Below are 24006 nucleotides of genomic sequence, written 5' to 3' on the forward strand. Positions count from 1 at the left end.
TGAGTCTTTCGCCAGTTTGATTTTACGAGCTTGAATATAGGGGTTGCCGAAAGCGAATTAAAGACATCTTTCGAACTAAAGTCAGAATATTATTAATGGGAAAACATCCGTGTTCTTCTTACTGAAATTCAATATTTAAATCGAACTTTAGCGCCTAGATATTTGAATGTGGGCCTCTTTCGGAGATCTCAAATTTGAATCTCAACTTAAATCTTCCCTTTGTAACCACATCATAATCTGCATGAAGCTGGTCAAGTTGGGCTTGAATAAGATTCAATCCCAGGCTTTTTGAATTATGGAAAGTATTATCACCCCTAAAACCCGGGCCATTATCCTGGTAGGTAAATTCCAGGTGATTTTTATCACTCTTCATTGATATATCTATGCGACCATCAAAAATTTTAAGGAAGGCATACTTAAATGAATTGGTCAATAGCTCGTTCATTAGTAATCCGAGCGGGATCGCCTGATTAATATTCACCTCATAGTCTTCCAGATCGAGATTTATCTCTACATCTGTTTTCATTTGCATGGTTCGATGAATAGCCGGTATCAACTGATCTAGGTAATTCTTGATATTGACTGACGACAGTTTTTCAGTCTGATACATCAGTTCATGAACCATAGCAATGGAATGAATCCGGTTAATACTCCGCTGAAGAGGCAGCTTCAATTCACTATCTGTTTCCATGCTTTGCAACTCAAGTAATCCGGAAACAATCGCCAGATTATTCTTTACACGATGATGGATTTCTGAAAGCAAGGTCGTCTTTTCCCGAAGAGCATCTTTAAGGATTGTCTGCTGATCATTAATCTCCCTTTCAAACTCGATTCTCTTGGTAATATCAATAAAGGTAGTAACAACACGCTCAAGGTTTCCCTCTTCATCGAGGTCTGGGTTTGAATCTACCTGAAACCAGTGATATTGTTGTTCTTTCGGGTTGTATACACCCATAATTACATCCCGCACTTCCTTTTTTGTAGCAATGGCGATGGCCGCAGGAAGTTCATCACCTGGAAATTTTGAGCCGTCTATTTTTATTATGTCCCATTTCTCATCATAAACCGAACGACCATACAAGTCATTTTTGGTGACACCCAGCAATTCTTCTGCTTTAGTATTGGATAATAAAATGCTTGAATCAACATCCTGAATTACTACCCCAAGCTGCAAATCATCAATTAATGTATTTAGTGTTTTATCAGAAAAATCATTAGCCGTTTTTTCTTTTTCCACAGCAACCAGATCGTGCCCAATATGGATGATCAGATTCTTTTTCTGGCTGGAATTTTTAGTTTTTGTGCATTCCCACTTTACGCTTTTGTATCGGTTGGTATTCTTTACTCTATTGCGATTTATTATTTGCAATGGCCCTTTAAAATTTTCATTCGAACAGACCACCATCCCTTCAGAGATAGACTCAACGTCAGTTGGATGGAGCGTATCTTTAAAATTCAGGGCCGTAAAACTTTCCGGTGCGTGTAAAAAGCTATTTTTATAGTGCTGGTTTGCAAAAACAATATCTCCCTTGGTATTTGTTACAACCAAGTACGTACTCTTAGAATGAATAAGCCATTCATTTATCTCTAAGGCAAGGTCTTTATGACTAAACTTCAATGTAGTATTTCCTCAAGGCAACGTTTAATCGGATGTACCTGTAAGGCCCCAACTTAAATTAGCCAATACACCTATCTTAAATGTGCTCTCTGTTTAACTCGTATTTATTCCTTCCAATAATTACTTCGAATGTAGCTAATGGAAAAGTACAATACCACTGGCCGTAAAGTTTTCTTTTTACCCTTTGCGTATTTTTAACTTAGAGCTTTCAGAAAATGTCGTTTTTTAAGAATGTAATCCTTAATTTTCGGGTTAGTTAAATACATGCTAAATATTCAAAATCTGAATCTTTAGAGCTGAATTTTCATTACCTATTTAAATCGCTGCCAAAACCCTGTAGAGGTTAATCACCATTGAAATCACTTGAAGCCGTATTTGGCCCTAACTCTGCGCTTGTAGAAGAACTATACGATCAATATAAAAATGAACCGGAATCGGTTCCTGCCCATTGGAAAAGATATTTTGATGAACTTGAGGGTAAACCGGTAGACGCTACCGAGCCTGAAGAATTACAACCTTCAGAATCAACTACAACCGTATCTTCGAATGGTGCTGATGCAGCTGAAGCAAAGCAAGCTCCCTCTAAAAACAAAAAGGAGTCTAAAAAAGAAGTAGAAGCTCCTAAAAATGCCACTCTTGAGAAAATAAAGGGCGTGGCCACAAAGATCGTAGAGAATATGGACGAAAGTCTGGAAGTACCTACGGCAACTTCTCTTCGGGTGCTTCCTGTAAAAATGATGGTGGAAGACCGCAGCATTATCAACCGCCATTTATTAAGACGAAATGAACCCAAAGCTTCCTTCACTCACTTTATTGCCTGGGCAATTATCAGGGCGCTTAAAGATTTTCCAAATTTAAACAGCTCTTACCTGTATAAAGACGATAACCACTATCGTGTAGTGCCTGATTCTGTGAACCTGGGTGTGGCTGTTGACCTTCAAAGTAAAGACGGTTCACGTAACCTGGTGGTTCCAAACATTAAGGGCGTAGATAAAATGAACTTCAAAGAGTTTTTGCATGCTTACGCGGAACTCATTGACAAAGCCCGAAACGGGAACCTCCAAATTGAAGACTTCCAGAATACCACCATTAGTATTACAAATCCTGGTACTATAGGAACGGTTTCTTCCGTTCCCCGCCTGATGAAAACCCAGGGAGCTATTATTGCTACCGGTGCTATTGACTATCCTGCTGAATATCGTGCGATGTCAAAAGATGTACTGAATCAGCTTGGTGTAAGTAAAGTGATGACGGTTACTTCTACTTATGACCACCGCGTTATTCAGGGAGCTGAGTCCGGCATGTTTCTGAAGAAAATGGATGATTTGCTCAGCGGACAGGAAGATTTTTATGAGCAGATTTTTGCGGATCTGGATATCCCCTATGAACCTCTTCCTTATGGTGAGGACACTTATTCTGGTCCATTTGGCGGTGGTTCTCCAACACTTGAGCATGACAGCCGTGTCGTCGGCGTTTGGAGATTGATTAACATGTATCGTATGCGCGGACATGTTCTTGCTGATCTTGATCCACTTCAAAAAGAGCCGGGTAAAAACCCGGAATTGGATCTGGATTACTACGGACTTTCACTATGGGATCTCGACCGTGAGTTCTACTGCGGAGGACTTGGAGGGAAAGAGCGGGCTACACTTCGCGAGATCATCAGTCTGCTCCGTGATACCTATTGTGGAAATATTGGTGTTGAATATATGCACTTGCTGGATCTTGAAGAGCGTAAGTGGCTTCGTGAGTCCATGGAATCTACCGGCAACAATGCCCAGCTTGAGAAAAATGACAAGCGTGAAATTCTGCATAAGCTGAATCAGGCGATGGCCTTTGAAGAGTTTCTGCATAAGAAATACATCGGGCACAAGAGATTTTCTCTGGAAGGAGCCGACACGCTCATCCCTATGATTCACTTCATGCTTGAACGAGCTGGTGAACATGGAATTGAGAAAATGTTTATGGGTATGGCTCACCGCGGACGTTTAAATATGCTCGTAAACATCATGAACAAACCTTATCACCGGGTATTTGCAGAGTTTGAAGGAAACATTGACCCCGACTCTATTCAGGGCTCCGGTGACGTAAAATATCACCTTGGTGCCAGAGGAGTTCATAAAGCTGCTAATGGAGCTGAGATTGATCTTCAGCTCATGCCAAACCCTTCACACCTTGAAGCTGTAAATCCGGTAGTTGAGGGTGCTGTTCGTGCCATGCAGGATCATCACGAAAAAGAAGATCCTGCCAAACGCGTAGTTCCTGTACTCATGCACGGAGATGCCGCATTTGCAGGACAAGGGGTTGTAGCAGAAACTCTGAATATGTCGCAGCTGGAAGGTTATAAAACCGGTGGCACAATGCACATAATCATCAATAACCAAATCGGGTTCACTACCCTGCCAAAAGACGGGCGATCCACTGAATATGCTTCCGACCTTGCTAAGATGATACTTGCTCCTATCTTCCATGTGAATGGAGATACGCCGGAAGCAGCTGTTCATGCGATGAAAATGGCACTGGACTATCGTCAAAAATTTGGCAAGGATGTTATTATTGACCTCATCGGTTATCGTAAACACGGACATAATGAAGGCGATGAACCTGCTTTCACACAACCGGGCATGTACAAAGAGATTAACGACCATGCGCCGGTTCGCGATCTTTACACCGAACACCTGGTTAAAAACGGGGAGCTCACCAAAGAGGAAACCCAGCAGATTTTTGATGAATTTGATCAACTGTTGCAGGAAGCTTTCGAGGATGCTAAAAAAGCTCCAAATCTTGAGATTACAGAAAACCTGATAGATCGTACTGAAACTCCTCAGGATAAATGGAAAGCTTATCCGGATACCACCTATCCTGCTGAAGATCTCAAGGAAATTGCCGTTAAGTTAAATACGGTACCTAAAGACTTTGACGCCAATCCCAAGTTGCTCAAACAACTGGCTAAAAGAGCAGAAATCGTTAACAATAACGAAAAGAAAATAGATTGGGGTTTTGCCGAGCTCCTGGCTTTTGGCTCACTGCTGAAAACAGGAACTACCATCCGCCTTACCGGGCAGGATGTAGAGCGGGGAACTTTCTCTCACCGCCATGCTGTACTGCACGGAACAGAGACTAATCAAAAGTTCACGCCGCTAAACAACCTTACTGAAGATCAAGCCAGATTTCATGTTCATAACAGTTTGTTAAGTGAATTTGCAGCTCTCGGTTTTGAATTTGGATACAGTGCTGAAAAACTGGATGCCCTGGTGATCTGGGAAGCTCAGTTTGGTGATTTTGCTAATGGAGCTCAGGTCATTATAGACCAATTCATTTCTTCAAGTGAAGCGAAATGGGGACAAAAAACAGCCTTAGTAATGAACCTCCCCCATGGATATGAAGGTCAGGGGCCGGAGCACTCATCAGCCCGACTGGAGCGTTTCCTGCAACTTTGTGCAGAAGACAATATGCAGGTGATGAATCTAACAACTCCGGCTCAATATTATCATATGCTGCGCCGGCAAGCCCTCCAGGAGCACAAGCGTCCGGCTATACTGATGACACCCAAGAGTTTGTTGCGTCACCCAATGGCAACATCCAGCAGAGATGAACTGGCTGATGGAAAATTCCAGCCTTTCATCGTAGATAAAGACTTCACCGATCCTAAAAACCTCAAGCGTCTTGTAATCTGCTCCGGTAAAGTGTATTACGACCTTCTCAAATATCGGCAAGAGAACGAAATCGAAAACGTAGCTATTGCCCGGCTTGAGCAATTCTATCCATTTGCTGATGACGAGATTATGGATCAACTCAAAGACTTCACCAATGTAAAAGACATTGTATGGTGTCAGGAAGAACCTAAAAATATGGGTGCCTGGAACTTTGTAGCTCCACGATTTATGGAGCTCTTACAAGATGGGCAAAAACTCAGTTATGCAGGCCGTCAGGCTTCCGCTTCTCCAGCTGCGGGTCAGAAGAAGATTCACGAAGCTGAGCAGAATAAGCTGATCGAGGATGCTATGAAGGTTTAATTATTTCGAGTAATTTAAAATCTAAAGCCCGTCAGTAATTTACTGACGGGCTTTTTTATTGCTTAATCATCTGCTGAAAGTTACTTTTGTATCTATGCAAGAAATAGGTCCTTTTAAATGACAAAACTAAAATCTGTCAAAGAATACATTTCAAAGCATTCGCAGTGGACAGAAAGCCTGAACCATCTGCATAAGCTCATCTCCAAAACTGAACTTGAATCAGATATCAAATGGGGACAGCCAACCTATTCTTTGGATGGAAAGAATGTTGTGGGTATCGGAGCTTTCAAAGAGCATTTCGGTCTTTGGTTCTTTAATGGTGCTTTGCTGGATGATCCCGAGGGACACCTTCATAATGCCCAGGAAGGCAAGACCAAAGCTATGCGCCAGCTTCGATATACCTCTTTTGAAGAATTGGACGACAAGATTATTACTGAGTTTCTGCATCAGGCTATTGAGAATCAGAGAGCCGGTAAAGAAGTTAAAATCAATACCAGCAGAGAAGCAAAAATACCTCCCCTGCTTGCAACTGCTTTTGAAAATGATGAAGAGTTAAAAACACAGTTCGAGGAGCTAACTCCGGGCAGGAAGCGGGAATACGCTCAGTATATTTCTGAAGCTAAACAAGAGGCCACCAAACAGCGACGACTGGATAAAATCATCCCGATGATTAAACAAGGAGTCGGGTTAAGTGATAAATATCAGAAGTAGTAAAATATTTAACCTACATCATCGCCTTCCTCAAGTAATTTCTTTTTATTTCCTTAACTAGCCATATTCATTTGCAGTTGTAGTTTTTCCGGCTAAATTAAATCATAATGCTTTGTATGCAATAGATTTACCCGATTACTGTTCAAATTAACCCACGAAATTGGTGATATATAATGAAGAAATTAAAACTCACACTCGTAGCGGTATTATGTCTTATTCTGATATTGATAATCATACAAAATACGGCTTCTGTTGAAGCCCATTTTCTATGGTTTTCAACGGACATGTCGCTGGTGGTTCTCTTATTTTTAACCGGAGTTATTGGTTTGATATCAGGTCTGATACTTGGATTTCTTATTAAAGGTAAAGATCATAAAAAACCTTCCACAGACGCTGAATAATTTACATCGAATGGAGAACTCTTTCAGAGTTCATATTTAAACTCGTAGAAGTGTTTTCCGTCCTCAATGTTGATAGCCATCTTTCCCGACAACCCCTCCAGTTCATCTGTTCCGGAATCAGGAACTACTTCTAAAATCAACTTTTGATCTCCTTTATTCATAATCCCAAAGTGCTGCAACACAAAACTCCCTTTCTTCCCTGATAAAGTTCCTGTTACCTGCTCGATGGCTACATATCCTGCTGATCCCTTGACGGGAGTCATCGCACTCAACATCTCTCCTTTACTGGTAGCATTCAGTTCCCCTTCAAACGTTTTGTCAATCGACATACGGTTCAATGAAATACCTTCTGCTCCTTTAGCATAAGCCTCGATTGGATTCAGCTTTACTTCAAACTCACCCGATATTTTCATGAATCTTTGCTTTGAAATTTTGCAGCTAACACAGCCCCCAGATAAGCCATTGGGATATATGCTCCCAACAGATCTACAGCGTTAAACCAAAGTGGTGACGGTAACACAGCCACATTTGCAATTCCTCCTATCAAAAAGAATGCCCCAACACCCAGTGCCCATTTCTTTTGAGATGATGTTGCGATTAGCGCCGTTAATAACGCCCCAACCAAAGTGCCAAGAGCATGAGCCAGAAATGGCATCAAAAAATTGATGGGTTTGAAAAGATGCATGGACTCCTGCAGTCCTTCCATGGTAGTCACATCTGCCCCTGCCGGTGGAGGGATAATAGAACTGCTGATCATGATAATTCCCATATTAACAAATCCCCCAACCACCAATCCGGTAATTAGAGCAAGAATATTTCTGACGACTGGTTTCATAGCAATTGGATTAATTGACTGTAAGACAGGAGATTATAGTGAAACCGTTAAGCAATAAAAAACCCCGCACAACAAAATGTGCAGGGTTTCTAAATCTTGTCAGAGATTTATGAGGGATGATGGTTTACATCATTCCGCCCATGCCTCCCATTCCTGGCATTCCGCCGCCCATGCCACCTGGCATGCCGCCTCCGCCGTTGTCATCGTCGTCGCCTTTAGAAGGCTTCTCAGAAATAACAGCTTCGGTGGTGAGCATCAATCCTGATACAGAAGCAGCATTTTGCAGTGCTGTTCTTGTTACTTTGGTAGGATCAATTACACCGGACTTAATGAGGTCTTCGTACACTTCGGTACGGGCATTGTAACCAAAAGCTCCTTTGCCATCCAGTACTTTCTGTACTACTATAGCTCCTTCAGCACCGGCATTATTTGCAATGGTGCGAAGCGGAGCTTCAAGCGCTCTTCGGATAATTTGGACACCAACATTTTCATCGTCATTGGCTCCTTTAATTTTGTCAAGAGCAGCGATAGTTCTCAGCAACGCTACGCCACCGCCAGGTACAATACCTTCTTCAACAGCAGCACGTGTTGCATGTAAAGCATCCTCTACTCGTGCTTTCTTCTCTTTCATTTCAACTTCAGAAGCAGCACCGATGTAAAGAACAGCAACACCGCCTGCTAATTTAGCAAGACGTTCCTGCAATTTCTCACGGTCGTAATCAGAAGTAGTGTTCTCAATCTGAGTCTTAATCTGATTTACACGAGCCTGAATGTCGGTGTCTTTACCGTTACCATCAACAATAGTAGTATTGTCTTTATCGATAGTGATACGGGAAGCTTTACCGAGGTAGTCAAGAGTAGCATTTTCCAGCTTGTAACCGCGTTCTTCAGAAATCACGGTACCGCCGGTAAGAATGGCGATATCTTCAAGCATTTGCTTACGGCGGTCGCCAAATCCAGGAGCCTTAACGGCTGCAATCTTCAGAGAACCACGTAGCTTGTTAACTACCAAGGTAGCTAATGCTTCGCCTTCAATATCTTCAGCGATGATAAGCAGTGGATTTCCGCCTTGTACTACTTTCTCAAGAATTGGAAGCAGATCTTTCATCGCAGAAATCTTCTTGTCAAAGATCAGGATGTAAGGATCTTCCATTTCAGTGATCATCTTCTCAGAATCAGTCACGAAATAAGGAGAAAGGTATCCGCGGTCAAACTGCATACCTTCTACAGTCTCGAGATAGGTTTCAGTTCCTTTGGCTTCTTCAACAGTGATTACACCGTCTTTGCCAACTTTTTCCATTGCATCGGCAATCAAATTACCAATGGTTTCATCGTTGTTGGCAGAAATAGTACCAATCTGAGCAATCTCTTTACGGTCGTCAATATCACGACTCATTTTCTTGAGATCTTCAACAATGGCTTTAACTGCTTTTTCAATTCCTGATTTCAGGTCCATTGGATTTGCACCAGCAGTTACATTTTTCAGACCTTCGCTTAGAATAGCTTGCGCAAGCACAGTTGCCGTTGTAGTGCCGTCACCAGCATTATCACTGGTACGAGAAGCAACTTCCTTCACCATTTGAGCGCCCATATTTTGAACTTTGTCGGACAGCTCGATTTCTTTTGCAACAGTAACACCATCTTTGGTTACCGTCGGTGAACCGAATGATTTTTCTATAACAACATTGCGTCCACGAGGGCCAAGCGTAACTTTAACAGCATTGGCAAGCTTGTCAACGCCTTTCTTTAGTGCGTCGCGAGCTTCTATATCGTAGTGAACTAACTTAGCAGACATAATTATCTATAATTTTAAGTTTATGATTTAATTCTTTAAAAAGGTGGGTTACTTAATAATTCCCATAATCTGAGATTCTGGCATAATCAAATAGTCTTCACCATCAAGTGTTACTTGATCCCCAGCATATTTTCCGTATATGACTTTGTCGCCTTCTTTAACGGTCATTGCAATTTTATTGCCGTTTTCCACTTTCCCGGCACCAACCGCTTTCACAGTTCCTTGCTGCGGTTTTTCTTTAGCCGTATCTGGAATGATAATACCGGAGCTGGTTTTCTCTTCGGCAGGTTCTGCCTGTACCAACACGCGGTCGCCTAAAGGTTGAATCTTAGCCATTTTTATGACTCCTGTTAGTTTTTAGTTTATGGTTTAAAGTTTTTTTGCGGGCAATGCCCTTTCATTGTTTCGATAACGGGTATGCAAGTTCCGTACCAAATCAATTTAAAAATGCAATAGCAGACTTAATTGACCACTTAAAGCACTTTTAGGGAAGGAAGGGTTCCGTAGTTAAGATAACTTGTCAGTCTGCTGGAGGTGCTCTGCCAACTTTGCATAAGTTTCGGGTGCCCAATGCTCGGCTCGGTCATCAAAATTGAACCCTTCGGGAAGGTAATCACCCAAAACAGGCTGAAGGGAATTACTGAGTTTTTTGCGGCGCTGGTTAAAAGCCGTACGTACTACTTCTTTTATTTTTTCATCCGAAACTGTAAGCGGCTCTTTATCAAATTTCAGTTTAACAACAGAGCTTGTGACTTTAGGCGGAGGAGTAAATGAATGAGCCGGTACATCAAATAATAATTCCGGGGAACAGAAAAGCTGTGTTTGTACACTCAAAATTCCATATTGCTTGGAAGAAGGATCGGCTACCAATCGTTCGGCTACCTCTTTTTGCATCATTAATGTGGCTTCTGTGAAAAGCTGGCGATGTTCAAGTAAGTCAAACAGAATAGGTGATGTGATATAGTAAGGCAGGTTACCGACAACGATATTCTTCTTATCAGGATCAACAATATCATTCCACTTTATTTTCAAAATATCGTTTTGGTGAACTGTGAGATTCTCGAATTTCTCCTCCAATACTTTTACAGCCCGTTGGTCAATTTCAACCGCATGCACATCATCACACCCGGAAAGCAGCCACTTGGTTAACGCTCCGGTTCCGGGACCAATTTCAATAACCCGGTCGCTCTTCCCTGCAACAATGGCATCTATGATTTTGAAGATGATGGTGTTATCAGTTAAAAAATGCTGACCCAGACTTTTCTTGGTTCTAAAAGACATTCAGTGGATTGACGATTGACGATTGACGATTGACAGAAGGTTGGGCTTACTATGGCTAAAGTCAAAATTTAAATCTGATCCAGTTACTGTTCACATTCAAAGAATATCTGGCCTCAGTAAACTGCAAAAAGATTTGTAAATTGTCGGATGCTTGGTATACTTCTAAGTAAATCCTCATATAATCATATTAATGAGCTTTCTTGAAAAAATCGGATTAGGCCAGAAGAAAAAAGAGCTTACCCCTCTTATAGGCGAGAAAAAGAAAAAAGAACAGGAAAAATACTCGCTGAAACGCAATCCATATATCCGGATAGCGATTCTTATTTTTTTTATTGCCATAAGTGCCTTTTCACTTCCTCAAAACCCGGTTAACTCTGGGCTGAATTACACTCCCGGGCAGCCATGGAGAAATCCTGATTTAACAGCTCCTTTTACCTTCGCACTCAATAAAACAGCGAATGAACTTGAACAAGAACGGGAAGGAATCCGTGAAAAGACGGCCCCCATTTTCAGGGTAGATACAAGTGTTCCCATTACCATTCAGGCCCGGCTGGATTCTATTTACCGGGATGTGCAGCCCGTTCTGGAGGCCTATGCTGATTGGCAGATCGCCGAGGCTAATGAAATGCCTTCTGTTTACGATGACAGCGTGCGCTTTGCCCGCGAACTAAATATAACTGAGGTTGAGCTTACCGAACCTTCATGGCAAATTCTTTTTAACAGCTATGAACAGGTACAAAGCCAAAATCTCCCTCCCAATCGATTTGTAGGTGTTTCCATAAAACTACAGCTGGAACAATTGATCGATCAGCTCATGAATCAGGGAGTGATTAACAGGAATAAAAGTAATCTTGATACTGATAAAATCACCGTGCGGAATACCCTTGAAAGCACGGAGCAATCTATTGATTTGGCCAGGGTTCGTGATCTAAGGGAAGCCAACGAATTTATGCAATTTCAGCTGAATCGTGTTTTTGATGAACAACGGATGAGGCTGGCCATGGAGCTGTATAACAAAGTGATTATCCCAAATTATAAATACAGCGAAGAAGACACTCAGGCCCGGCTTGAAGAGGCGCTATCTACTATTTCGGAAACTAAAGGGGCCATTGCGCAAGGACAGGTAATCGTACGCCGCGGGGATCTGGTAACTCCCGAGCGAGCCAATATTCTCCGAAGTTTGGCGGAAGCCCGTTCCGAGAATGCAACCAATATTGAGAAATGGGTCCGTTTTGCCGGACAGCTAATTATTATAATAGCGGTTACGTTCGTCTTCTTCATGTATATCTACTTATACAGAAGAAACATCACCTCTGATAACGCGCTCTTTCTATTGGTATTCCTCACTATGGGGCTCGTTTCGTTTGGGTCTGGTCTCGTCAATTATCTCGATATAGCAGATCCTTATATCATTCCAATAGCGATAGCTCCAATCATATTGACCATTATTTTTGACTCCAGGGTCGGTCTGGTTTCCTCTATCACCCTTGCCACTTTATTGGGATTGGTAAATGGAAACAGCTTTGAATTTGTCGTTGCCACTTTTGCTGCCTGTAGTTTAGGTGTTTTTTCGGTTCGGGATATTAAAGACCGATCTCAGTTTTTCTTTACCACTCCCGGAATCGTGTTTATAACCTATATCCTTGTTGTTGGCTCGTTCAACATTGCTACCCTCAGCGGCTGGGAAATGTTTGCTTCCGACCTTATGTACATTGCCATTAGCTCGGTATTCATTTTATTTACCTACCCGATTATCCTGCTTTTTGAAAAACTATTTGGTGTTACTACCGACTTTACTCTCATCGAACTTGGGGATACCAATCAACCGATCCTCAAGGAGCTAATGAACAAAGCGCCGGGTACATTCCATCATAGTTTGCAGGTAGCTAACCTTTCAGAAGCAGCTGCTTCAGCTATTGGGGCAAATTCTTTGTTGTGCCGCGTAGGAGCCCTTTACCATGATATCGGAAAAATGGTGAAGCCAGAATATTTTGTTGAAAACCAGACAAAAGGCGCAAATGAACATGATAAATTAAAGCCTCAGATGAGCGCTATGGTCATTAAAGCCCATGTAAGTGAAGGCGTGAAAATGGCCGAAGAAGAAGACCTTCCTGAGATTATCATCGACTTTATCAAAACGCATCATGGAACCTCAGTTATTCGCTACTTCTTCGAAAAAGCCAAAGAAGATGAAAGCATGAAAAGCATGTTGCAGGAAGAACAGTTCCGTTATGAAGGCCCTCTTCCCTCTTCCAAAGAAACCGGGATTTTGTTGCTGGCTGACGGGATTGAGGCCGCTTCACGAGCCATGAAAAACCCTACTTACAGCAAACTGGAAAATCTGGTAAACCGCATGGTTGATGATCGTGTGGCAGAAGGTCAGCTCAGTCACTGTCCGCTTACATTCCGCCATCTTCAGGTGATTAAAGAAACCTTCCTGAATATTTTGGTTGGTGTTTACCATAGCCGTGTTGAATATCCCGAAGATAAAGAACGGGACAAGGAAGAAAAGGCCAAAGAAAAAGAAGCTGAAGCTCAACGGGCAGGTTCTGAAAACGGCTCAGAACAACCGGAAGAAGAACAAGAAAAAACCAGTGAATAACCGTGGCGTTCAAGCAGGAGCTGGATTTATATCTGCAGTTTGTAAAGCTTGAAAAAGGGTTAACTGAAAACTCCGTAGTCTCCTACAAGAACGATCTTGAGCGATATTTTCGATATCTCACCTCCGAGAAAAAAATCAATGATCTGGCCGGAGTAACTCTTTCTCATATCGAGGACTTTTTGAATTTCCTGGTGGATGAGGAGTTGCTCTCCGCCAGTTCTCTTGCCCGGAATATTTCCAGCATTCGCGGTTTTCATGAATTTGCTGTTGTAGAAGGAATTACCAAAGCTAACCCAGCCGAACTGGTTGAATTACCCAAAAAAGCATCTAAGCTTCCGGAAGTATTAGACCGGGATGAAATCGAGGCCATCCTCGAAACTCCCGACCTCACTACCCCGACCGGCATCCGGGATAAAGCCATTCTGGAGACTCTTTATGGAACCGGAATGCGGGTAAGTGAACTCACCGGGCTCGAACAAGACCGGCTCATTTTCGAAATTGGATTTATCCGCGTGATTGGAAAAGGGAATAAGGAACGACTGGTTCCGGTAGGCGAAATTGCACAGGATGCTATTTCTCACTACACAGAGCATGTACGCAAGCAATTCTTCAATCCCGAAAAAGCTCATAAAGCCAAAAATAAAGTCTTTCTTAGTGTTCGGGGAAGTGCTCTCTCCCGAATGAGCATTTGGAATATCGTTCAAAAAGCAGCCAAAAAAGCTGAAATCAAAAAGAACGTATATCCGCACATTTTTCGTCACTCATTTGCTACACACCTGCTGGAAGGCGGTGCCGATTTAAGAGCCGTGCAAGAAATGCTGGGACATTCCTCCATCCTCACCACTGAAATCTATACCCATATCGATCGATCATTTTTGCACCAGGTACATAAGGAATTTCACCCCAGGGCATGATGTTTTTTTACTTGATAACAGAAAGAGAAACTTAGCACAATAACCTTTTTTTAATTATAGGTAATAAATTTCGGTCTGATTATATTTTTATTAGTTCTGATTACCTGACTCACCCTTAATTAATCAAGTGAGTTATAAATGGTGTTTTCAAGAAGTTTTATGGTATTTCTTTGCGGACTGTTCTTCTTTACAGGCTGCAAAAAAGATCCGGCCGGCCCCGGTACTGTAAAAGAATTTGGGCTGGAATCTCCTTTCTACACTTTCCCGGTTTCTCACAACACCTATTACGGCACCCTTCTTTGGCCGGAAGATGGAACGGCTTTCTGGTATGGCGGTCATGGCCTGTATCGAATTTCCGTTCCGGATGGCAATGCAACTAATGCAGATAATCAGACCGGATATTATGCTGCTTATGAACCTGATTCTGAGACAATTTATTACCTCCCGACGGAATGCCTGTCAGGTTGCTTAGCCCCTGTTTTCAAAGTCCACATTAACGGAGGAACCCCGGAAAGAGTCTCCGATCTTGAAATTCAGGTTTCTGGCGGAAGTCCGGTCATTCCTGTATCGTCAAATCAATTTTTATTTGTTCAGTTACATCCACAATCTTCTGTTCTTTCTACCTATCTGTATGACCAAGCCACCGGAGACAGTACACAGCTTGCTGAAGGCATTCCCGAAACTTTATCACCCAACCGTTCAGAAGTGTTGGTTTACCAGCTGGATGAAACGGTGCATACCGAAGAAGAGGATATTTACCAGCTTGCTTTTGTCTCTTTGGATGGAATGATCAATGATACCTGGCAGCTTTCCGGCAACCCGTTTACCCACCTGCCGCTCTATCCTCCCCTTTGGGATTTAAACGGAATCCGGATCCTCTACATGAAACGGGATTATGACAATAACGCCCGGATTTCGCTTTGGCTTAACCACTATCCCGACTCCCAAGAAGAAAAGCTTTGGGAAACTTCAGGCGGACCCGAAAAAACCATTGAAGGACCTTTTCGCTGGTCGGATGATAATACCCGGCTTGCTTTTTGGGAACGTACCTGTCTCGAAGCAAGCCTTTATAGCTGCGACGGCGGTTATCAATGGACACTTTGGGTGTATGATATTATCAAGGGTGAAGCGACAAAACAGGTTGTAGATAATTCCGATGAGACAAACATTGCCCGCGATCATAGGTTCTCTTCGGATGGTTCACAGCTGCTTTTCCTCTACAATCGATCGTTGTACCTTAAAGATGTAAAGTAACCTTTCTCAATTTGGCATCAGCTTTACAATTAAATTTATCCCAGAGCATAAAGCCATTAATAAATTTACATTCTTTTCGTTCAGCTTTAAACCTGAGTTCTTTTATTTTAAGTAAAATTTCAAAAATAAAGATCTGATACATGACCAATATCATACGTTTGCTTCTCCTCACACTCACCTTCGTATTCACTTCTCAATCCTTATCGGCTCAGGTTCTCAATTCAAAGACCTATGAAAACGGCCTGGTCGTTACAGCTGACAAATATGCCTCAGAAATAGGAAAAGAGATATTACAGAAAGGAGGGAATGCAGTTGATGCTGCAGTTGCCGTTCAGTTTGCCTTGGCGGTAACCTTACCAAGAGCAGGTAATATTGGAGGTGGCGGGTTTATGGTTGTACATCTTGCAAATGGTGAAACAGCAGCCCTGGATTTCAGAGAAAAAGCCCCTCAACAAGCTACTCGCAATATGTATGTGCGAAATGGTGAATTTAAGTCTGATTTAAGCTGGGAAGGTATTTTGGCTGTGGGCGTCCCTGGAACCGTTGACGGAATGATTAAGGCTTTAGAGCGATATGGTCGCATGCCCCTGGATGTGGTTATTCAGCCAGCTATCAAACTTGCAAGAGAAGGATACCAACTCTCATATTCGCAAGCTCAGGATCTCAACAATCGCAAAGAGACATTTCTAAAATACCAGGCTTCAGCTAAATACTTCACAACCGGAGATTCTACTTTATTTGAGGAAGGGGATTTATTTATACAGAAAGATTTAGCTGAAACACTGGAACGCATTTCCCGCTTTGGCAGAGAAGGTTTTTATTCTGGTCCGGTTGCCGATGCGATCGTAAACGAGATGGAGCGATATCGTGGCCTTATTACGTACCGCGATCTCCGCAATTATGATAGCAAATGGAGGGAACCGATTGTAGCTGAGTACCTGGGATATAAACTACACATCATGCACCCACCCAGCAGCGGTAGCATAGCAATCGCCCAGATTCTGGAAATGATTGACGATTATCCTTTGGCAGAAATGGGACATAATTCCGCCGATTATGTACATGTACTTGCAGAAGCCATGCGCCGGGCATTCGCCGATCGCTCCTATTATCTTGGAGATCCTGACTTTGTGGATATTCCCATAGAAGAAATGATCAGTGAAAGTTATAATAATGGGAGAATGAATAGCTTTACAATGGATTCCGTGACTCCTTCATCCTCTTTATCCCATGGAAGTATTCAAGGTTACGCAGAGTCTATGGAAACCACACACTTTTCTATTATGGATAAAGATGGAAATGCGGTGGCAGTAACTACTACTTTAAATGGCTCTTTTGGAAGCCACGTTTCCGTAAATGGAGCTGGGTTTTTGCTCAATAATGAAATGGATGATTTTTCAGCCCAACCCGGGGAACCCAATGCGTATGGACTGATTGGTGCCGAAGCTAATGCGATAGAACCCGGCAAAAGGATGCTGAGTAGTATGTCACCCACTATCGTAACCAAAGATGGGAAAGTGAATATGATTTTAGGAGCAGCTGGTGGACCCAGAATCATCACAGCTACCTTACAAAGCTTTTTGAATCGTGCCGTATTCGGAATGAGAGCTCAACAGGCAACTTCAGCAGCTCGTTTTCACCATCAGTGGTTACCTGATGTATTGATGCCCGGACAGTTTGGATTGAGCCCTGATACTAAAAGGCTGCTTGAAGAAAAAGGTCATAAGATATTTGAAATCCCGAATGTGGGTCGTGCCCATAATATTTTTGTTGAGCAAAACGGCAACTTAAGTGCCGGCGTAGATCCCCGTGGAGATGGCTGGGCCTCCGGGTATTAATTTTTTACGATGGAACGCTGATAAAACAGATAAGGCAGAATTTCACGGATTTAAGTTAAATGCCTGAAATTTATGATGTGATGTTGGTGTTTTTATATATTCAGAAGTATTAATCACAGAATGCCTTTATGCTTCATGAAGAATTAACTGAAAAAATTATTGAGTCTTTCTACCTGGTTTACAACAAACTGGGTTATGGTTTTTTGGAAAGTGTATATGAGAATGCTCTACTGATTGAGTTAAAAAGACAAGGGTTGAATGTAGTAAATCAAGTACCTATTGAAGTACAATATAGGAATCAAAAAGTTGGTACTTTCTTTGCTGATGTTTTAGTAGAAGAGAAGGTTATTTTAGAACTGAAAGTATCCAGAAAACTATTGCAAGAACATGAATTTCAGTTAATCAATTACCTAAGAGCGACTAATATTGAAGTCGGACTTCTTTTTAATTTTGGAAAGAAACCCGAATTCAAACGAAAAATATTTTCATACAAATCTTAAGTACAATTTGAACAGCGAAGATCAGCTCAATCGAGTTCATCCGCGTTCCATTTAAAAAGCCAAGATAAGTAATGCAACAAAACTACCAATCAATTACCTGGCAAGACGATCACTTAGTAATCTTAGATCAAACGCAGCTTCCTCTGCGAGAAATCTATTCTGATGTAAATACCATCGGGCAGGTTTGGGATGCCATCAAAAAGTTAAAAGTACGTGGAGCACCAGCCATTGGCATTGCCGGAGCTTATGGTTTATATCTTGGCGTGAGGGATTTGGAATCAAAGAACTTCACCAGTTTTAATGTAGAGCTTAACCGCTGGATTGAGTATTTGAAATCGTCCCGTCCAACAGCCGTTAACCTAAGCTGGGCACTGGAGCGGATCAATCAAACGGTATATGCCAACAAGAATAAAGACCTGGAGGAGATTAAAGAAATCATCCTTAAAACGGCCAAAACCATTCATGATGAGGATAAACGAGTGTGCCGGAAGATAGGTGAAAACGGAGCAAAATTAGTTAAGAAAGGCTGGAATATCCTCACACATTGCAACACCGGTGGTTTGGCAACCGGAGCCTATGGAACCGCCTTCTCTGTTATTCTGCATGCCGATGATGACGATAAGGATATTCATGTTTGGGTTGATGAAACCCGCCCCCTCTTGCAGGGAGCTAGACTTACCGCATGGGAGCTAAAGCAAGCGGAAATTCCCTTCCACATGATCACCGATTCTATGGCAGGTTCGCTGATGAGACAAGGTAAAGTGGATATGGTTATAGTTGGGGCTGACCGCGTGACCGCCAACGGTGATACCGCCAATAAAATCGGAACCTATCCCCTCGCTGTTTTGGCTAAAGAAAATGAAGTGCCATTCTATGTGGCCCTTCCGCTTTCAACATTTGACCTGGAAACCGAAACCGGAGACGAAATTGAGATTGAAGAACGGGAACCGGAGGAGGTAACGCATTTAGCCAAAACTCCCATCACCCCGAAAAAAACGGATGCTTATAATCCGGCTTTCGACGTCACCCCAAATAAGTATATTACCGGTTTCATAACCGAGAAAGGTATTGTTGAGCCTGATTTTGAGAAGAATATTAAGAAGCTGTTTTCTGATTAGATGATTGCCGGGATTTATTCTCGCCTGCAACATCAGCGATTTCTTGTGCCTCTAAATCGTCTAACAATTCATCATCTTCCTCACGGTGAATATTATAAGTGACTGCTAAGGTACTGCCTAAAATGATACCTACCCCAACCCAAAAATATAAGCCCGAGGACTGTGTAAGTCCTACTCCATAGCCTGCCAGACCTCCTATTAGAATTCCACAAATCCAGATGATTGTATTCTTCATATTCTCTGGTTTCTTACAACAGCGCTTTTTTGCGCATAACTAAGTTTAAAAAATTACTTTTGTTTTATACTAACTCAGATACTGTATCCGCAATTATCTGGTTATGCGAGCCATGCCACGTCACTTTTCCTTCTTTTATCACAAATAACTGGGGAGATTCATGCCGGATTCCAAGCTCATCGGCTATATGCATTGAAAGTGGCCGCTGGCCAATCACATCTACAATATAATAGTCCGCCTGGTTTTGCTTTTCAGTTGAAATAGATTCCACGTTTTTCTGAGCAAAGTAGCAGGTAGCACATCTTGAGCTGTGTTTATAGATCACCTGAGTTTTTCTATTTGAGGTCTGCAGAATACCTGACAGCTCTTCTTCAGAATTAAGTTCATTCCATTTAAAACCTGGCTTCTGTTGATCTTCAGAACCAAATAAATTGCCGATTAAACTAAAAATGCTCATCTGTCCTTTTTTTATTACACTAAATATACAAGTATTTCAGCATTGAAATTAGCTCATGAAATACTGATTGAGATCAATTTGAGAAACAACGAATCATTTTTGTCTGGTTTTCATTTACCTAAGTAGTTTACGATAACAGATTTAACTTAACTAAATAAGGAGATCATGAATACACAAGTTAAAGCACACTGGCTGGGGCATTCTGCCTTTAAGCTGGAGAGCCAAAGTGGAAAGATTATTTATATCGATCCTTTTCTGAAGAATAATCCCTCCACCCCGGAAGAACTCAAAGAAGTAAAAGAAGCCGATTATATTTTACTTACGCATGGACACGAAGACCACGTAGGCGATACGGTTGAAATTGCCAAGAATACCGGAGCCAAAGTTGTGGGTATTCTGGAGCTGATGGGACTTTTACAGGAAGAAGGTTTGCCGGAAGATCAGGCCATTGGCTTTAATAAAGGCGGAACCGTAGACTTTGATGATTTTTCCGTGACACTGGTTTCTGCCAATCACAGTTCTTCCTACAAAGGAAAATATGCAGGTGACCCCGGCGGACTTGTACTTTCATTCGAAGATGACATCTGTATTTACCATATGGGTGATACCAATATTTTCGCTGATCTCGAACTCTATGGACAGCTTTACCGGCCTCATGTAGTTCTGGCCCCAATTGGTGATCACTTCACAATGGGACCTGAAGAAGCAGCCTATGCTGTAGAATTGATCGAAGCCAAAATGGCGGTGCCTATCCACTACAATACCTGGCCTCCTATTGAAGCAGATCCGGAAGAATTCAAAGAAATACTGGAAGACATCACCGAAACGGAAGTAGTAGTGCCTGATATAGGAGCGAATTTCCTGGGATGATATACTGAGTTTCCCCTCCCTAAGCCACAAATCTGAAAGATGGTTTGTGGCTTTTTTTGTTTGATAAATGGAAGATCTTTCATTCCCCGAAAATTTATTTGCATTATAATTCATTTTAAAAGAGATTAAGAGAAATCAATTACATGGAGGAAAACATATAGTCAGATCATAGCTACCACATCTTTAATTTATAGCTAACAGCATGCGATCTGTACTATTCTTAACATTTTTTCTTTTCAATTTGAACCTCCAGCAAAGTTTTGCTCAACAGCCTTTCAGTATTGCGTTATTTCCTGGTTATCACATCAGCAACTCTAACGATGTAATTTCTTTCGGGGCAGCATCTAAAATCACATACATTTTTGGAAGTACTATATCTACCAGAAGTAATATAATGGGACTTCCAATGGAAGTTTCGGTCGGATATTCCTGGGGTAACTCAATAGTTCGTCCTTATAACACCAAACCCGGAGGCTATTATATTCCATATAAATTTAACCTCAGGTACCAAACTATACCTGTTGAAGCATTGTACATTCACCGCCTGAATGAAAGGGTTGAATTGATGACTGGTTTGAATATTTCAGGTCAATATCGAAAGCTCTTTCTTCAAGATGGCACTACCAAAAAAAATGAACATCTGTTTAGATTTGGTATTGGATTAACTAGTAAAATTCAATCTATGCTCAAAGAATTTGAAAATGGAAAGGGAGCTATCTTCGTAAATCTGACTGCCCGGTGGACAGAATACCTTATTGATGATGCAGACGACAGGAGTTTAAATGATTATAGACTCCGGCATGTAACCTTAACTCCGCAAATTGGATTTAGCTGGAATTTAGCTCAACAAGCTTCCCGAAATTAATTACTTTAGCGAAAATTACTTCAACAATTATAATCTATGAAAATACTCTTCATCGGCGGAACCGGAAACATCAGCACTTCTGTAAGTAAACTAGCTTTATCGAAAGGCGTGGATTTGTATTTGCTGAACCGGGGAAAAACAGAAGGCGAAATTCCCGGAGCCAAAACCATCACGGCCGACATCTACAATTTTGCGGAAGCCAATAAAGCCCTGAAAGACCACAGCTGGGATGTCGTCGTAAACTGGATTGCTTTCTCTCCTGAGCACATCGAAAATGATTTGAAGCTATTAGCCGGCAAAACCAAGCAATACATCTTTATCAGTTCAGCCTCTGTGTACCAAAAGCCTCCTACTCTACCGGTTATTACAGAGTCTACTCCGATTGTGAATCCATTCTGGCAATATTCGCGCGATAAAATAGCTTGTGAAGATGTATTGAATGATGCCTACCGGAAAAACGGATTTCCAATCACCATCGTCCGCCCATCCCATACCTATGATACCATTATCCCTGTCGCCATTGGCGGAAGCTCTGAGTACACCATCATTGACCGGATGAAAAAAGGAAAGAAAGTAATTATTCATGGGGATGGTACCTCGCTTTGGACGTTAACCCACTCCCGTGATTTTGCGAAAGGATTTGTGGGACTTCTGGGAAACCAAAGAGCCCTTGGACAAGCGGTGCATATCACTTCGGATGAAGTGCTTACCTGGAACCAAATTTATCAAACCGTTGCTGATGCCGCTGGGGTCGAACTAAATGCTGTTCACATTTCGTCCGAGTTTATCGGTAAAATTTATCACGAGAAAAAAGATGGCTTACTGGGCGATAAATCCCATTGTGCCATTTTTGATAACTCAAAAATCAAATCACTGGTGCCCGATTATAATGCCACCATTCCTTTCAGTGAAGGTATCAGAGAAACACTCAATTGGTTTGAAGAAAAACCTGAACGAATGATTGTAAATCCCGAAACGAATGCCATAATGGATAAAGTGATTGCAGCTTACGAAAGCTGACACACTCATGGTATGGGTTGGGTTTAGTGCTTTACTCTTCATAAGCTTAATTATTTCTTCCCGAGCTTGTTACCATACTCCTTAAAAACACCCGTTCAATAACTCAATAAATTAGTACCTTAGGCCTAAAGCTGAATTTTCATCGCAAAACAAACGGGTACATCACAATGAAATACACGACTGTTCACCTTGGGGATAATAAGATCGAGCTCTTCAATTCATTCCTCGGGAAAGAAACAATAAAAGTGAATGGAGAAGTAGTCTCTTCCATCTATTCTCTATTAGGGGCCGAGCATAGGTTCTCTATCCGGGAAGATGGTAAAGATGTTGAATGTTCTATTCAATTTGGGTTTGGCATGAATGGTGTGGTATTTGACCTTTATAAAGATAAAACCCCGATTATTGAATCTGAGAAAAAAGGTTGTATGGGCTTGTTCATTGTATTCATTATTGTATTCAGCGTGATTTTTGTGCTGTCTCAGATCTAATTATTAAGTCAGGAAAAACGGTATGAAGTTTAGCCTATTTTTTATTTTACTTCTGTATTTCAGTCATTTTAATGTGTTAGCCCAGGTTGCTGTAACGGCTGTACCTTTTCTTCAAGTTAATAACGATGCCCGAAGCATCGGACTTGCAGGATCAAACGTAGCCATGAATAATTTCCGAAATGGCATTCACCTGAATCCAGCCACTTTTGGCAAAGCCAATACCCTTGAATTTTCAAGTCAGTTCGGCTATGATGGCCTTGGAACCCAGTGGCTACCAGCCTTTAATGCCGATGATTTAAAATTTTACACACCCCAGTTGATTGCCGGATTTGATAAGCTATCTATCGGTTTTCAGTACACTTATTTTGATTTAGGCAATCAGTTTCAAACGGATCAGACTGGAAATATTGAAGATGTATTTCAACCATATGAACGAGCACATACAATCTCTGTTTCATATGACATTACTCCCCACTTTTCCGCAGGGACAGGCATTAATTTTATAAGAAGCAGTCTTGTTACAGGCACCACTGTCGGTGGTCAGGAGGTTGAAGCAGCTTCCCAAACAACATGGGATCTTGGTCTTTATGGGGAGTATCCATTTCAAACCGACTTTGCAGAATTCACCCCTTCCATTGGGTGGTCAATTACAGATATCGGAAACCCAATCAGATATGTGCCCACATCCCGGGCCGATCCACTTCCTATCACCATGCGGGGCGGACTTGGGTTCAAAGTCGATTTCACAGACAAACCTAATACGATGACCATATTGAGCATGTCGGGATATCTGAGTTTGAGCAAAACGATGGCACGTATCAAAGAAGATGGAAGCCCGATGAAACCATTGGAAGCTATCTTCAATTCCTGGGATGAGTATACCCGTTTCAATGGAATGGAATTTGTGACCCTTTCTTTAAAAGATCAGCTTATGCGGCACAGTGGACTGGAAATCACCTTTCTTGAAATTATCAGTGCTCGCTTTGGCCATTTTTATGAGCATCCTATGAATGGAGACCGAAACTATAATACCATTGGAGTTGGACTCCATTACAAATATTTCACTTTTGATTATGCCAGGCTCATTACAGATGAAACAGATCATCCATTACAGAACACCCAGCATTTTCAGTTTTCTGTCAGTGTTCCTTTCTAATATCTGAGACCACATTAATATTTCTATCCGAA

At 41.8% G+C, this 24006-nt stretch carries 22 protein-coding genes; 14 read left to right on the plus strand and 8 right to left on the minus strand.

The window, feature by feature from the left end; all coding sequences use genetic code 11:
- Window positions 1-154: 154 nt before the first annotated feature.
- Window positions 155-1618: a PAS domain-containing sensor histidine kinase gene (locus tag RIB15_RS01575; RefSeq protein ID WP_350200387.1), complete on the minus strand. Its 1464-nt coding sequence runs from the start codon at window positions 1616-1618 to the stop codon at window positions 155-157.
- 353 nt (window positions 1619-1971) lie between these two features.
- Between RIB15_RS01575 and RIB15_RS01580 the strand changes: the two genes are divergently transcribed.
- From RIB15_RS01580 to RIB15_RS01590, 3 genes are all read left to right on the plus strand, one after another.
- Window positions 1972-5634 (plus strand): multifunctional oxoglutarate decarboxylase/oxoglutarate dehydrogenase thiamine pyrophosphate-binding subunit/dihydrolipoyllysine-residue succinyltransferase subunit, encoded by a 3663-nt coding sequence (locus RIB15_RS01580; protein ID WP_350200388.1) that lies wholly within the window; start codon window positions 1972-1974, stop codon window positions 5632-5634.
- Between the two features lie 117 nt (window positions 5635-5751).
- Complete coding sequence (locus RIB15_RS01585) at window positions 5752-6345, plus strand: YdeI/OmpD-associated family protein (RefSeq protein ID WP_350200389.1); 594 nt, start codon at window positions 5752-5754, stop codon at window positions 6343-6345.
- Between the two features lie 173 nt (window positions 6346-6518).
- The gene (locus RIB15_RS01590) at window positions 6519-6746 is read left to right on the plus strand and encodes a LapA family protein (RefSeq protein WP_350200390.1); all 228 of its coding nucleotides are present in this window, start codon (window positions 6519-6521) and stop codon (window positions 6744-6746) included.
- Between the two features lie 23 nt (window positions 6747-6769).
- Here the strand turns inward: RIB15_RS01590 and RIB15_RS01595 are convergent, their stop codons facing one another.
- The 5 genes from RIB15_RS01595 to rsmA form a co-directional block, all read right to left on the minus strand.
- A complete protein-coding gene (locus RIB15_RS01595; RefSeq protein ID WP_350200391.1) occupies window positions 6770-7159 on the minus strand; it encodes a DUF3224 domain-containing protein in 390 nt (129 codons plus the stop codon).
- Complete coding sequence (locus RIB15_RS01600) at window positions 7156-7581, minus strand: hypothetical protein (RefSeq protein WP_350200392.1); 426 nt, start codon at window positions 7579-7581, stop codon at window positions 7156-7158. Before RIB15_RS01600 ends, RIB15_RS01595 begins: the two co-directional genes overlap by 4 nt.
- A gap of 124 nt (window positions 7582-7705) precedes the next feature.
- A complete protein-coding gene (gene groL, locus RIB15_RS01605; protein WP_350200393.1) occupies window positions 7706-9376 on the minus strand; it encodes a chaperonin GroEL in 1671 nt (556 codons plus the stop codon).
- A 48-nt stretch (window positions 9377-9424) separates the two neighbouring features.
- Window positions 9425-9712 carry a co-chaperone GroES gene (groES, locus tag RIB15_RS01610; RefSeq protein ID WP_350200394.1) on the minus strand — a complete coding sequence of 96 codons (288 nt, stop codon included), beginning with the start codon at window positions 9710-9712 and terminating at the stop codon, window positions 9425-9427.
- A gap of 171 nt (window positions 9713-9883) precedes the next feature.
- Window positions 9884-10657 carry a 16S rRNA (adenine(1518)-N(6)/adenine(1519)-N(6))-dimethyltransferase RsmA gene (rsmA, locus tag RIB15_RS01615; RefSeq protein ID WP_350200395.1) on the minus strand — a complete coding sequence of 258 codons (774 nt, stop codon included), beginning with the start codon at window positions 10655-10657 and terminating at the stop codon, window positions 9884-9886.
- A 190-nt stretch (window positions 10658-10847) separates the two neighbouring features.
- Between rsmA and RIB15_RS01620 the strand changes: the two genes are divergently transcribed.
- The 6 genes from RIB15_RS01620 (at window position 10848) to mtnA (ending at window position 18883) form a co-directional block, all read left to right on the plus strand.
- Complete coding sequence (locus tag RIB15_RS01620) at window positions 10848-13259, plus strand: HD family phosphohydrolase (RefSeq protein ID WP_350200396.1); 2412 nt, start codon at window positions 10848-10850, stop codon at window positions 13257-13259.
- Window positions 13260-13261: 2 nt separating this feature from the next.
- Entirely contained in the window at window positions 13262-14173 is a 912-nt protein-coding gene (xerD, locus tag RIB15_RS01625) for a site-specific tyrosine recombinase XerD (RefSeq protein WP_350200397.1), read from the plus strand.
- Between the two features lie 138 nt (window positions 14174-14311).
- Window positions 14312-15427 carry a TolB-like translocation protein gene (locus tag RIB15_RS01630; protein WP_350200398.1) on the plus strand — a complete coding sequence of 372 codons (1116 nt, stop codon included), beginning with the start codon at window positions 14312-14314 and terminating at the stop codon, window positions 15425-15427.
- A 140-nt stretch (window positions 15428-15567) separates the two neighbouring features.
- Window positions 15568-17265: a gamma-glutamyltransferase gene (gene ggt, locus RIB15_RS01635; RefSeq protein ID WP_350200399.1), complete on the plus strand. Its 1698-nt coding sequence runs from the start codon at window positions 15568-15570 to the stop codon at window positions 17263-17265.
- Between the two features lie 128 nt (window positions 17266-17393).
- The gene (locus RIB15_RS01640; RefSeq protein WP_350200400.1) at window positions 17394-17765 is read left to right on the plus strand and encodes a GxxExxY protein; all 372 of its coding nucleotides are present in this window, start codon (window positions 17394-17396) and stop codon (window positions 17763-17765) included.
- Window positions 17766-17836: 71 nt separating this feature from the next.
- A complete protein-coding gene (gene mtnA, locus RIB15_RS01645; protein ID WP_350200401.1) occupies window positions 17837-18883 on the plus strand; it encodes an S-methyl-5-thioribose-1-phosphate isomerase in 1047 nt (348 codons plus the stop codon).
- On the opposite strand, the gene RIB15_RS01650 is transcribed toward mtnA, so the two are convergent.
- Entirely contained in the window at window positions 18861-19118 is a 258-nt protein-coding gene (locus tag RIB15_RS01650) for a hypothetical protein (RefSeq protein ID WP_350200402.1), read from the minus strand. The two genes, mtnA and RIB15_RS01650, sit on opposite strands and share 23 nt — an antisense overlap.
- Window positions 19119-19182: 64 nt before the next feature.
- Complete coding sequence (ytxJ, locus tag RIB15_RS01655; protein WP_350200403.1) at window positions 19183-19575, minus strand: bacillithiol system redox-active protein YtxJ; 393 nt, start codon at window positions 19573-19575, stop codon at window positions 19183-19185.
- Between the two features lie 165 nt (window positions 19576-19740).
- Between ytxJ and RIB15_RS01660 the strand changes: the two genes are divergently transcribed.
- The 5 genes from RIB15_RS01660 (at window position 19741) to RIB15_RS01680 (ending at window position 23974) form a co-directional block, all read left to right on the plus strand.
- On the plus strand, window positions 19741-20445 hold the full coding sequence (locus RIB15_RS01660) for a metal-dependent hydrolase (RefSeq protein ID WP_350200404.1): 705 nt from the start codon (window positions 19741-19743) through the stop codon (window positions 20443-20445).
- Between the two features lie 202 nt (window positions 20446-20647).
- The gene (locus RIB15_RS01665) at window positions 20648-21310 is read left to right on the plus strand and encodes a hypothetical protein (protein ID WP_350200405.1); all 663 of its coding nucleotides are present in this window, start codon (window positions 20648-20650) and stop codon (window positions 21308-21310) included.
- Between the two features lie 36 nt (window positions 21311-21346).
- A complete protein-coding gene (locus RIB15_RS01670) occupies window positions 21347-22330 on the plus strand; it encodes an SDR family oxidoreductase (protein WP_350200406.1) in 984 nt (327 codons plus the stop codon).
- A 167-nt stretch (window positions 22331-22497) separates the two neighbouring features.
- Window positions 22498-22818: a hypothetical protein gene (locus RIB15_RS01675; protein ID WP_350200407.1), complete on the plus strand. Its 321-nt coding sequence runs from the start codon at window positions 22498-22500 to the stop codon at window positions 22816-22818.
- 22 nt (window positions 22819-22840) lie between these two features.
- Complete coding sequence (locus tag RIB15_RS01680; RefSeq protein WP_350200408.1) at window positions 22841-23974, plus strand: PorV/PorQ family protein; 1134 nt, start codon at window positions 22841-22843, stop codon at window positions 23972-23974.
- Window positions 23975-24006: the final 32 nt, after the last annotated feature.

This window comes from Gracilimonas sp., from assembly GCF_040218225.1.
In the GTDB taxonomy this organism is placed as follows: Bacteria; Bacteroidota; Rhodothermia; order Balneolales; family Balneolaceae; genus Gracilimonas.

Bases quoted from the DNA above. Each gene is read 5' to 3' on its own strand.
- RIB15_RS01585 (WP_350200389.1), top strand. From the start codon at position 5,752: ATGACAAAACTAAAATCTGTCAAAGAATACATTTCAAAGCATTCGCAG.
- RIB15_RS01590 (WP_350200390.1), top strand. From the start codon at position 6,519: ATGAAGAAATTAAAACTCACACTCGTAGCGGTATTATGTCTTATTCTG.
- RIB15_RS01595 (WP_350200391.1), bottom strand. From the start codon at position 7,159: ATGAAAATATCGGGTGAGTTTGAAGTAAAGCTGAATCCAATCGAGGCT.
- RIB15_RS01600 (WP_350200392.1), bottom strand. From the start codon at position 7,581: ATGAAACCAGTCGTCAGAAATATTCTTGCTCTAATTACCGGATTGGTG.
- groL (WP_350200393.1), bottom strand. From the start codon at position 9,376: ATGTCTGCTAAGTTAGTTCACTACGATATAGAAGCTCGCGACGCACTA.
- groES (WP_350200394.1), bottom strand. From the start codon at position 9,712: ATGGCTAAGATTCAACCTTTAGGCGACCGCGTGTTGGTACAGGCAGAA.
- rsmA (WP_350200395.1), bottom strand. From the start codon at position 10,657: ATGTCTTTTAGAACCAAGAAAAGTCTGGGTCAGCATTTTTTAACTGAT.
- RIB15_RS01620 (WP_350200396.1), top strand. From the start codon at position 10,848: ATGAGCTTTCTTGAAAAAATCGGATTAGGCCAGAAGAAAAAAGAGCTT.
- RIB15_RS01630 (WP_350200398.1), top strand. From the start codon at position 14,312: ATGGTGTTTTCAAGAAGTTTTATGGTATTTCTTTGCGGACTGTTCTTC.
- ggt (WP_350200399.1), top strand. From the start codon at position 15,568: ATGACCAATATCATACGTTTGCTTCTCCTCACACTCACCTTCGTATTC.
- RIB15_RS01640 (WP_350200400.1), top strand. From the start codon at position 17,394: ATGCTTCATGAAGAATTAACTGAAAAAATTATTGAGTCTTTCTACCTG.
- mtnA (WP_350200401.1), top strand. From the start codon at position 17,837: ATGCAACAAAACTACCAATCAATTACCTGGCAAGACGATCACTTAGTA.
- RIB15_RS01650 (WP_350200402.1), bottom strand. From the start codon at position 19,118: ATGAAGAATACAATCATCTGGATTTGTGGAATTCTAATAGGAGGTCTG.
- ytxJ (WP_350200403.1), bottom strand. From the start codon at position 19,575: ATGAGCATTTTTAGTTTAATCGGCAATTTATTTGGTTCTGAAGATCAA.
- RIB15_RS01660 (WP_350200404.1), top strand. From the start codon at position 19,741: ATGAATACACAAGTTAAAGCACACTGGCTGGGGCATTCTGCCTTTAAG.
- RIB15_RS01665 (WP_350200405.1), top strand. From the start codon at position 20,648: ATGCGATCTGTACTATTCTTAACATTTTTTCTTTTCAATTTGAACCTC.
- RIB15_RS01670 (WP_350200406.1), top strand. From the start codon at position 21,347: ATGAAAATACTCTTCATCGGCGGAACCGGAAACATCAGCACTTCTGTA.
- RIB15_RS01675 (WP_350200407.1), top strand. From the start codon at position 22,498: ATGAAATACACGACTGTTCACCTTGGGGATAATAAGATCGAGCTCTTC.
- RIB15_RS01680 (WP_350200408.1), top strand. From the start codon at position 22,841: ATGAAGTTTAGCCTATTTTTTATTTTACTTCTGTATTTCAGTCATTTT.